General features: G+C 62.8%; 10 protein-coding genes. 9 read left to right on the top strand and 1 reads right to left on the bottom strand.

Translation table 11 applies throughout. From position 1 onward, the window contains the following. Nucleotides 1-539 precede the first annotated feature (539 nt). The 9 genes from RMO18_RS03435 to RMO18_RS03395 all read left to right on the top strand — a co-directional run bounded on the left by RMO18_RS03435 (nt 540) and on the right by RMO18_RS03395 (nt 9,340). On the top strand, nt 540-1,055 hold the full coding sequence (locus RMO18_RS03435) for a division/cell wall cluster transcriptional repressor MraZ (protein WP_309663924.1): 516 nt from the start codon (nt 540-542) through the stop codon (nt 1,053-1,055). Nucleotides 1,056-1,063: 8 nt separating this feature from the next. Beyond that, nucleotides 1,064-2,077: a 16S rRNA (cytosine(1402)-N(4))-methyltransferase RsmH gene (gene rsmH / locus RMO18_RS03430; protein ID WP_309663923.1), complete on the top strand. Its 1,014-nt coding sequence runs from the start codon at nt 1,064-1,066 to the stop codon at nt 2,075-2,077. Nucleotide 2,078: 1 nt separating this feature from the next. Beyond that, nucleotides 2,079-2,435 carry a cell division protein FtsL gene (locus RMO18_RS03425; RefSeq protein WP_309663922.1) on the top strand — a complete coding sequence of 119 codons (357 nt, stop codon included), beginning with the start codon at nt 2,079-2,081 and terminating at the stop codon, nt 2,433-2,435. Further along, a complete protein-coding gene (locus RMO18_RS03420; protein WP_309663921.1) occupies nt 2,432-4,225 on the top strand; it encodes a penicillin-binding protein 2 in 1,794 nt (597 codons plus the stop codon). The genes RMO18_RS03425 and RMO18_RS03420 overlap by 4 nt, the downstream gene beginning before the upstream one ends. Next, on the top strand, nt 4,225-5,727 hold the full coding sequence (locus RMO18_RS03415) for a UDP-N-acetylmuramoyl-L-alanyl-D-glutamate--2,6-diaminopimelate ligase (protein ID WP_309663920.1): 1,503 nt from the start codon (nt 4,225-4,227) through the stop codon (nt 5,725-5,727). Before RMO18_RS03420 ends, RMO18_RS03415 begins: the two co-directional genes overlap by 1 nt. Further along, nucleotides 5,727-7,166, top strand: coding sequence for a UDP-N-acetylmuramoyl-tripeptide--D-alanyl-D-alanine ligase (gene murF, locus RMO18_RS03410; protein WP_405053996.1), 1,440 nt, complete (start codon nt 5,727-5,729; stop codon nt 7,164-7,166). Before RMO18_RS03415 ends, murF begins: the two co-directional genes overlap by 1 nt. Further along, the gene (mraY, locus tag RMO18_RS03405; protein WP_309663919.1) at nt 7,167-8,249 is read left to right on the top strand and encodes a phospho-N-acetylmuramoyl-pentapeptide-transferase; all 1,083 of its coding nucleotides are present in this window, start codon (nt 7,167-7,169) and stop codon (nt 8,247-8,249) included. A gap of 5 nt (nt 8,250-8,254) precedes the next feature. Next, the gene (locus RMO18_RS03400; protein ID WP_309663918.1) at nt 8,255-8,938 is read left to right on the top strand and encodes a DUF2161 family putative PD-(D/E)XK-type phosphodiesterase; all 684 of its coding nucleotides are present in this window, start codon (nt 8,255-8,257) and stop codon (nt 8,936-8,938) included. 123 nt (nt 8,939-9,061) lie between these two features. Further along, nucleotides 9,062-9,340, top strand: coding sequence for a hypothetical protein (locus tag RMO18_RS03395; RefSeq protein ID WP_309663917.1), 279 nt, complete (start codon nt 9,062-9,064; stop codon nt 9,338-9,340). Nucleotides 9,341-9,422: 82 nt separating this feature from the next. Here the strand turns inward: RMO18_RS03395 and RMO18_RS03390 are convergent, their stop codons facing one another. Continuing rightward, entirely contained in the window at nt 9,423-10,112 is a 690-nt protein-coding gene (locus RMO18_RS03390) for a gamma-glutamylcyclotransferase (protein ID WP_309663916.1), read from the bottom strand. Between the last annotated feature and the right edge of the window lie 299 nt (nt 10,113-10,411).

Here is a 10,411-nt window from a genome sequence, read left to right as displayed (position 1 = left end):
ATTTTGCCACCCAAGCCAGCGGCATGGAATTTACATTGAGCGCAGTAAATGTTGTGATTGCTTTCGCGATAGCCTTTTTTCTTGGTATTTTATCCGGCATTATCCCAGCTTATCTCGCCGCTACCATATCTAGCGTATGATACTGCTACGACATCTATCTCTTGCATCTGCGAGGGCAGGATTGCCACTAAATCCTGCACTTCTGCCCCTCGCAACACAATATCTCGTACCCTCCATCCAAAGATTTCCATTGATTCCCATAATGTCCCATGGCATCCCTATCTCACGGACGATGCTGAGGGCAGTGATAAGCAGGGGCGGCTCCAAGACCCCGAATAAGGCGATAGGCAGCTTCATACAGGCAGCCCCTCTTCATCGGACGACAGAGATCCGGCGCGTGCGCGAGCAGACATCTCCCCCAGGTGGTGCGCGTAGCTGGACGCCCAGCGATGGGACAGTGGCGGATCGGGTAGTGGCAGCAACCCGATCCGCCTTTTCGCACCCCGTCAATGGTTTGAATGAAGTTCTTGAGAAGGCCGGTGAGCCGTATGTCGGAGGCGTTCAGAGGCGAGTTCTACCAGAAGGTAGATGCCAAGGCCCGGGTTTCGATCCCGGCGGCCTTTCGCCGCATTCTTGAATCCGACGATCCCGCCAGCGCCGAGTTTCCCCGTGCCCGCCTCTACATGGTCTATGGTGGCAAGGGCCGCAATTTCGTCGAATGCTATTCCAAGCGTGGGGCCGATGCCCTCGCGGCCGATATCGAGGCCATGGAGCTTGGCTCGAAAGACCGCACCCGGGCCGAGTTGAACTTGATCAGCCGGTCGGTGATGGTGGAACTGGAACCCGATGGCCGCATCGTCTTGCCTGCAAAAGTTCGGGAAAAGATGGGCATTGCTGGCGAAGATCTGGCACAGGGCGGCGAGGCCGCATTTGCCGGGTTCACCAACCGTTTCCGCCTCTACCGCCGCGAGGTCTATGACGCCGAATTGGCGCTGGACGATGATGATGACACCGATCCGCTGACCCTCGTCGGGCGGCACAAACGGTCGGGGTAGGGGCGGTCATGCGGGGTCCGCTGCCCGGTCGCGCTCCCATCCCGACATCGGATGATCCGCATATCCCGGTCCTGTTGGGCCCCATTCTTAGCGCAGTGGCCCCGGTGCACGGCTTGTGGCTTGACGGCACCCTTGGGGCGGGCGGCTATACCCGCGCATTGTTGGATGCGGGCGCGTCGGTGATTGGCGTCGACCGTGATCCGGTGGCGCTTGCCATGGCGGCGGACTGGGCCGCGCCCTACGGCGATCGGCTTCGGCTGGTCCGTGGCACCTTTTCCCATCTCGACAGCCTTGCTGGTCAAGCGCTCGACGGTGTGGCGCTTGATCTCGGCGTCTCCTCGATGCAGCTTGATCAGGCTGGGCGCGGCTTTTCCTTCATGCGTGACGGCCCGCTCGATATGCGGATGAGCCAGGATGGCCCTTCGGCCGCCGAGCTGGTCAATACCGCTGATGAGACCGACCTTGCCAACGTGATTTATGCCTACGGCGAGGAACACGCCTCGCGCCGCATCGCGCATGCCATCGTAGCCGCCCGCGCGATCGAACCGATCACCACCACCTTGCGGCTGGCTGAAATTGTCGTCCGGTGCCTGCCGCGCCCGAAGCCGGGGCAAAGTCACCCCGCAACGCGCACGTTTCAGGCCATCCGGATCGCGGTGAACACCGAGTTTTCCGAACTGGCCGAAGGTCTTGCTGCTGCCGAACGGGCGCTGAAACCCGGCGGCATGCTGGCCGTTGTCACTTTCCACAGCCTCGAAGACCGTATCGTCAAACGCTTCCTGCAGCTGGCTTCGGGGCACGAGGCGAATGCAAACCGCTATGCCCCGGCCAAGACCGACACCACCGCACGTTTCGATCTGGTTACCCGCCGCGCGGTCACCGCTGACGCGGAAGAACTGGCCCGCAACCCGCGGGCGCGTTCGGCCAAGCTGCGCGTGGCGCGCCGCACGGAGGCGCCTGCGCTGCCGCTTGACCCCGACGATCTCGGCGTGCCGCAAGTGCAAAAGAAAGGACGTCGCTGACATGCGCCCGGTGCTTTACGTCCTCGCTTTCCTTGCGGTCATCGCACTCGGCTTCTGGGCCTACCGCGAGAATTACGCGACCCAGGCCTCGCTGAAACACGTGCAGGCCCTGCAACGCCAGATCGCCGATCTGCGCGAGGGGTTGGCTGTGCAACGTGCCGAGTGGGCTTATCTCAACCGGCCCGACAGGCTGCGCGAACTGGCCACGATCAACTTTGACCGGCTGGGGCTGCTGCCCATGGAACCCGGTCAATTCGGCGCGCCGGGGCAGGTGGCCTATCCAGCGCCCGATATTCCCGAAATCGACATGCCTCTCGATATCCAGGGCACCCAGCCCTTGCCGGAAAGCGACCTTTGATGCGCACCCCGCTCCGCCCATTAGCCCGCGTCCTTTATGCCCGCCAGCATGGCGAGAACCCAGACACGATCGAACGCGAAAACCTTCGTCTGCGCCATGAGGTGATCCGTGACAAAACCCGCGCCCGGGCGGAGTTGCGCTTGCTGATCCTTGGCGTCGCGTTCCTTGCTGCCTTTACCACCATCGGCGCGCGCATGGGCCTTCTGGCCGCCACTGAACCGGTCGAGCCGCGCGCCTCGGCGCCAGGGGCAGAGATCATTGCCCAACGGGCCGATATCACCGACCGCAATGGTCGGATTCTTGCAACCAACATGACGACGTTCGCGCTTTATGCGCAGCCAAAAATCATGGTGGATCCGAAGGCTTCGGCGCAGAAGCTTGCGGCGATCTTTCCCGATCTTGACGCCAAAGCGCTGGAACGTCGCTTTACCGACGGGCGCAGTTTTGTCTGGATCCGCAAGGTTCTGTCGCCTGAACAGATGCAGAAAGTGCATGAAATTGGCGACCCGGGCCTGCTGTTCGGCCCGCGCGAAATGCGGCTTTACCCCAATGGCACCCTTGCGGCGCACGTCCTTGGCGGCACCTCATTTGGCGCGGAGGGCGTGCACTCGGCCGAAGTGATTGGCACTGCGGGCATTGAAAAGGCGCTGGACGCCCGTTTGCGTGACCCCGCGCAGGGCGGCAAACCGCTTGAATTGTCCATCGATCTTTCGGTGCAGGCCACCGTCGAAGAAGTGCTGTACGCCGGCATGACCATGCTGAACGCCAAGGGGGCAGCCGCCATCCTGATGGACGTGCGCACCGGCGAGATCATCGCCCTTGCCTCGCTACCGACGTTTGATCCGAACGATCGCCCGAATCCGCTGGTCGACAAGACTGCGGAACCTGGCGACAGCCCTCTGTTCAACCGCGCAGTCCAAGGGGTCTACGAGCTTGGCTCCACCTTCAAGATCTTTGCCGCCTCTCAGGCGATGGAACTGGGGCTTGTCACCCCCGATACTATGGTCGATGCCAATGCCCCGATGGCCTGGGGCAAATACAAGATCAAGGAATTCGAGGGCAAGAACTATGGCCCCTTGTTGTCGGTCACCGATGTGATCGTCAAATCCTCCAACGTCGGCACCGCGCATATCGCACTGATGATCGGGCCGCTGCGCCAGCAGGCATTCCTGAAATCACTGGGCTTTTTCGAGCCGACCAAGGTCGAGTTGATCGAGGCCGCCGGTGCCAAACCCCTGATCCCGAAGAAATGGCCCGAGATCGTCACCATCACTACCTCCTACGGTCACGGGTTGTCGGCCAGCCCGCTGCACCTTGCCGCCGCCTATGCGGCGATTGGCAATGGCGGGGTGATGATCCAGCCAACCTTGATAAAGCGCGAAGGCGCTACCACCGGCGTCCGGGTGATGACCGAAGCCACCGCAAAGGCAGCGGTCAAGATGCTGCGGGGCGTGGTCACCGATGGCACGGCGTCGTTGGGCGAGGTGCCGGGGTATGAAATCGCGGGCAAGACCGGCACCGCCGACAAGCCCAAGAAAACTGGCGGCTACTACAAGGACAAGGTGATCAACACCTTTGCTTCTGTGTTCCCCGCCTCGAACCCGCAATATGTGTTGATCGTGACGTTGGACGAACCGATCGACACTTCGGGGTCCGAACCGCGCCGCACGGCAGGCTGGACTTCGGTGCCGGTTGCCGCCGAGATCATCCGTCGCGTCGCGCCAATGATGGGGCTCAGGCCAAAGCTTGAACCCCATGCCACGGATGCGCTAACAGCCGCCAGCAACTGATGGGATCAGAGATGGGGCCCGGTAAGGTGGAACGGACACAACGGCTCTCTGATCTTGGGTTGACCGCCCGTGGCGGTCGCGATGTGCTGATTCACGGTCTGGCCATAGATAGTCGCGCGGTCCGACCCGGCATGCTGTTCGCGGCCCTGCCGGGATCAACCGTGCATGGTGCGCAGTTCATTGCGACAGCCCTTGAAAAGGGCGCCGCCGCGATCCTGACCGATGCCGCAGGCGCGCGTACTGCCGCCCATGCGCTTGCGGGTTCGGACGCCGCCCTGATCATTGCCGAAGACCCCCGCGCCACGCTTGCCTGTACCGCAGCCCTGTGGTTTGGCGCGCAACCTGAGACGATGGTTGCCGTCACCGGCACGAATGGCAAAACCTCGGTCGCGTCCTTTACCCGGCAAATCTGGATGGTACTGGGTCATGCCGCCATCAACATCGGTACCACCGGGATCGAAGGTGCGTGGTCGGCATCGTCCAGCCATACCACGCCTGATGCCATCACCTTGCAAGCATTGCTGGCCGAGGCCGCAGCGGGCGGCGTCACCCACGCTGCAATGGAGGCGTCCAGCCATGGCATTGACCAGCGCCGGATGGATGGGGTGCGCTTGACTGCTGCCGGGTTTACCAACCTCACGCAGGACCACCTTGATTATCATGGGACGATGGAGGCGTATTTCGCGGCCAAGGCCGAACTCTTTACCCGCGTGTTGCCCGATGACGGCACCGCCGTGATCAACCTCAACGGCGCACGGGGCGGCGACATGGCCATGCTCGCGCGCAAACGCGGCTTGCGGGTGCTGACCGTCGGCCACGGCGAGGCGGATCTGCACATTGCTGGCCAGCGCTATGATGCAAAGGGGCAGGACCTGCGCCTGATCTGGGCCGGTCAGCCGCATCAGGTGCGTCTCAATCTGATCGGCGGGTTCCAGGCCGAAAACGTTGCCGTTGCCGCCGGCCTTGCCATCGCTGCCGGCGAAACACCTGCGCATGTCTTTGCCGCGCTGCCGCACCTGACAGGCGTGCGTGGCAGGATGCAGCTTGCCGCCACCCGCAAGAACGGTGCATCAGTGTTCGTCGACTACGCCCATACCCCGGACGCCATCGAGACGGCGTTGCAGGCGTTGCGCCCGCATGTCATGGGCCGAATAATCGTTGTCTTCGGCGCCGGTGGCGACCGTGATCGTGGCAAACGCCCGTTGATGGGGGCCGCGGCCAAGGCGCATGCCGATGTGGTCTATGTCACCGACGACAACCCACGTTCCGAAGATCCCGCCAGCATCCGTGCCGCGGTCATGGCCGCCTGTCCTGACGCGAACGAAGTGGGTGACCGGGCCGAGGCCATCTTGCGCGGTGTCGATGCCCTGCAGCCGGGAGATGCGCTGTTGATCGCGGGCAAGGGGCATGAAACCGGGCAGGTGATCAAGGGCGACATCTACCCCTTCGACGATGTCGAGCAGGCTTCTGTCGCCGTGGCCGCACTGGACGGGGTTATCTGATGGCGCTCTGGACATCCGAAGACGCAGCACGGGCTACTGGCGGGCAGACGACCACTGCCTGGGCGGCAACCGGTGTGTCAATCGACACCCGCACGCTGCAACCGGGTGATCTTTTCGTGGCGCTGAAGGCCGATCGCGACGGGCATGACTTTGTCGCCCAAGCACTGGCCAAAGGGGCCGCCGCCGCAATGGTCACTCACCGCCCGGGCGGCGTGGCAGATGGCGCGCCGCTGCTTGTCGTGGACGATGTTCAGCATGGTCTGGAACGACTTGCGACCGCGGCCCGGGCCCGGACAACGGCCAAGGTCGTTGGCGTTACCGGATCTGTCGGCAAGACCTCGACCAAGGAGATGTTGGGCGCGATCCTGTCGGGGCAGGGCCGCACCCATGCTTCGGTCGCCAGCTATAACAACCATTGGGGCGTGCCCCTGACGCTTGCCCGGATGCCCGCCGACACCCAGTTTGCGGTGATCGAGATCGGCATGAATCACCCCGGAGAAATTGCACCTTTGGCGCGGATGTCGCGCCTTGATGTGGCGATGATCACCACTGTCGCTGCCGCGCACCTTGAAGCGTTCAACAGCATCGAAGGCATTGCCCAGGAAAAAGCCTCGATAATGGAGGGCCTTGCGCCCGGCGGCATCGCTGTCTTGAATGCCGATATCGCCACCATGCCGATCTTACTGGCCAAGGCTGCAGCCGTCGGGGTCAGGCCCATTTTGTTCGGCACCTCGGAGCGCGCCGAGTACCGCCTGCTGGACGCCCGCATTGCAGACGAGACGACCGTGGTGCAAGCCACCCGCCATGGATTGCCGATGCTGTTCAAAGTGCTTTCGCCCGGCAAGCATTTCGCAGCCAACGCGCTTGGTGCCCTTGCGGTGGCCGAAGCGCTGGGTGCCGACCCCACCGTCGCCACCTGTGACCTTGGGCTCTGGCAACCGCCTGCCGGGCGGGGCAAGCGCGAACGCATCCTTCTGGATCGGGTGGAAGAAACCTGGTTCAGCCTGATCGACGATGCGTTCAACGCGAACCCCGCCTCAATGGCTGCAGCATTGGAGGTGCTGATCGCTGCGACCCCCCAAGACGGTATCGGCCGTGTTGGCGCAGGTCGCCGGATCGCCATTCTTGGTGACATGCTGGAACTTGGCCCGACCGAGGGCGCGCTGCACGAGGCCATCACCCGCCACCCCGGTCTGGCCAAGGTCGCGCCCATTCACTGCGTCGGCCCGCGCATGAAAGCGTTGTGGCTGGCCCTGCCACGGCAACAGCGCGGCGAGTGGTTCGAGACCGCCCCCGAACACGCAGCCCGCGTGCGGGGGCTGATCGACGCGGGCGATATCATTCTCGTCAAGGGCTCAAAAGGCTCCAAGGTCAGCCTCGTGGTTGACGCACTGCGTAAAATGGGGCAGGCCGCCGCCCCGACAGAAGGGACCCAGTAAATGTTGTTTTGGCTGACCGAGTTTTCCGACGGGGGCGACTTCTTCAACCTCTTTCGCTACATCACCTTTCGTGCAGGTGGCGCTTTCGGCACTGCGCTGATCTTTGGCTTCATCTTCGGCCGCCCGCTGATTGACCTGTTGCGCCGCCGCCAGGGCAAGGGCCAGCCGATCCGCGATGACGGCCCGCAAAGCCATTTTGCCAAGGCCGGCACTCCAACCATGGGCGGCCTTCTCATCCTCTCGGCGCTGATGGTTTCCACGTTGATGTGGGCGCGGCTTGACAACCCCTATGTCTGGATCGTTGTTCTTGTCACCCTCGCCTTTGGCCTGATCGGCTTTGCCGACGACTTCGCCAAGGTCACCAAGCAGACCACCAAGGGCGTCTCCTCGCGCCTGCGCTTTGGTCTTGGCCTGCTGATCGCGGCGCTTGCCGCCTATGCCGCCTCGATGTTTCACCCCGAGGCGCTGACCAACCAGCTGGCCTTTCCATTCTTCAAGGATGCATTGCTGAATATCGGGATGTTCTTCGTGCCTTTCGGCATGATCGTCATCGTTGGCGCGGCCAATGCGGTCAACCTGACTGACGGTCTTGACGGCCTTGCCATCATGCCGGTGATGATCGCCGGCGGCACGCTTGGCATCATCGCCTATGTCGTTGGCAACGCGAATTTCGCCGAATACCTCGACATCCACTTCGTTCCCGGTACGGGCGAGTTGCTGATCTTTGCCTCGGCTCTGTTCGGCGCGGGGCTTGGCTTTCTTTGGTACAACGCCCCTCCCGCAGCGGTATTCATGGGCGATACCGGGTCTTTGGCGCTAGGTGGCGCGCTGGGTGCCATCGCCGTTTGTATCAAGCACGAGATCGTGCTGGCCATTGTCGGCGGCCTGTTCGTGGTCGAGGCACTCAGCGTGATCATCCAGGTGCTGTACTTCAAGCGTACCGGCAAGCGCGTGTTCCTGATGGCCCCGATCCACCACCATTTCGAAAAGCGCGGCTGGGCCGAACCGCAGATCGTGATCCGGTTCTGGATCATCTCGCTGATCTTGGCGATGATCGGTTTGGCCACCCTGAAAGTGCGATAGCACCGATGCGCGAGGCTGATCTCTACCCGGCGCTGAAGACCTACCTGTCGGTGCAAGGCTATGAGGTGAAGGCCGAAATTGGTGCTTGCGACATCCTTGCCCGACGCGGCGACGACCCGCCTCTTGTGGTCGAGATGAAGACCACGTTCTCGCTGCAGTTGGTGATGCAGGGGGTGGCGCGGCAAGGCCTGTTCGATACCGTGTATCTGGCAGTGCCGGTGTCGGGAAAACGCGGCTGGACCCTGCGCTACCGTGATATCATCGCATTGTGCCGCAGGCTCGGGCTTGGCCTGCTGGCGGTGGACGTGGCGCTGGGTGCCGTCAGCGCCCATCTTGACCCAGCCCCCTACACGCCCCGCAAGTCCACGCCGAAAGCGGCCCGCCTGCTGCGCGAGTTTGACCGCCGTGTCGGCGATCCGAACATCGCCGGCACCACCCGCACCCCGCGGATGACCGCCTACCGCCAAGACGCGCTACGGTGCGCTGCCGAACTCGGCCGATCTGGCCCTTCCCGTGCAATGCTGGTGGCCCGCGCCAGTGGTGTCCCCCGCGCCGCCACGTTGATGCGGGCAGATCTCTACGGTTGGTTCGACCGTGTTACGACGGGTGTATATTGCCTCAGCCCCTCCGGGCGCGCCGCGGTGGTGGCGCATCAATCCGCCATCGTGGCCCTGCTTGCGGCTGCGTAAGGCTCTATCACACGCGCCTTCACCTTTTCGCGCGCACACGGGCCTGTGACCCCGGCGCACCCCGCCGTCATGTTACGGCGATGCAGCGCGCACATTCCGCGTGCCACAGGAAAGGAACCTACCATGAAGAAAACACTTTCAACGCTCGCCGTACTGGCGGCCATTGCACTGCCGTCGCTGAGTTTTGCTGATGAGATGGATCCTGCCAAAATGACTTGCGCAGAGTTCACTGCCATGGACGCCGAAGGCATGATGAAGGCCACCGACGCCATGCACATGGCTGGCCCCGATGCCGCGATGAAGATGGACGACATGATGGCCGAAGAAGCCATGAAGATGACTATGACCCATTGCGAGGGCAAACCCGACATGATGGCAATGGATGCCATGATGATGAAGTAAGCCGCTTTCGGCAGGCGCGGTTGTTCTCGCCCCTGCCGGCCCAGGCCTTGCGGTCGGCCCAGGCCTTGCGGTCGGCCCTGGCTCAAGGGTGATGCGCAGCGCCCGGCAGCCGCTCCAGCCGGTCGGCCACCATGTCCTGCAACTGCCACAGATGCGGGTCGTGCAAGCCCGCCTCTTCCAACTGGGTAACCGTGTTGAGCAGATACTCCGCCATGGTGCCGACATGGCCAACCGCCGTGGCAAGAAGATCGGCCAACTCCTCCAGCGGCGGCTCGGGCGCGTACATCGCGAAATCAGGGCGGATCACAAAGGCAATCGCGGGAAGCGTGTCTGTGTCGGTTTCGACGTCCAGCCATTGCGGCGGCAACGGCGGTTCCAGCGTTAGTAGAGTTTCCAGTTCGACTGCCATGTTGCCTGGGTCCATGCGCAACGCCACCCCCGTGCATTCGCCGCCCCGGTCTAACGAAAGCATCCGGCCGGGGGCTGATGGGCTGCCCCGGTGGCGCAGCATCGGGCCAAGGCAGAATGATCGGTGCCAGCCCTTCACCAGACCGGGGCGCCGTTCTACCACGCTGAACCGCGGCTTCCAGATCAGCGACCCGACGGCAAAGACCCACAGTTCATCGGACTTGCGCAGCGCGCCAAGGATCTGCGCCGCATTTCGGGCATGATAATCCGGGTCAGGGGCAGATACCTTGACCGGCCCCATTTCGTCGACCCTTGGGGGAAGGCGGTCTACCAGTTCCTGGGTCAGGCGCAATTTTCGCGTCAAAGGCAGTTTTCCTGATCCCGGCAAATAGCTGGTTCAATGCGTAAATCCTATGGGATGCGCAGGGGATTTGGCAATATGCACAAACAGAGCAGCACCGTTTCCTGAACGCTTGCGTCCAACCCCTTGATCTGACGAGCCCGTATTTTCGCCCATGCCCGGACGTGCCATCCCCCCTTCCCCTTTCATCTGTCCTCAAATATCCCACGGGGGTGCGGGGGTGTGAAAACCCCGCCTAAGACAACAGCAGCCAAAAATAACCAGGTACCGCAAATACCGCCAAAAAGTAGCCCTCCGACGCC

It is taken from the genome of Tabrizicola sp. (assembly GCF_031377265.1).
In the GTDB taxonomy this organism is placed as follows: domain Bacteria; phylum Pseudomonadota; class Alphaproteobacteria; order Rhodobacterales; family Rhodobacteraceae; genus JAUYQR01.
Note: the sequence above shows the minus strand (reverse complement) of the source record. Positions and strands in the feature narration are given on the sequence as shown.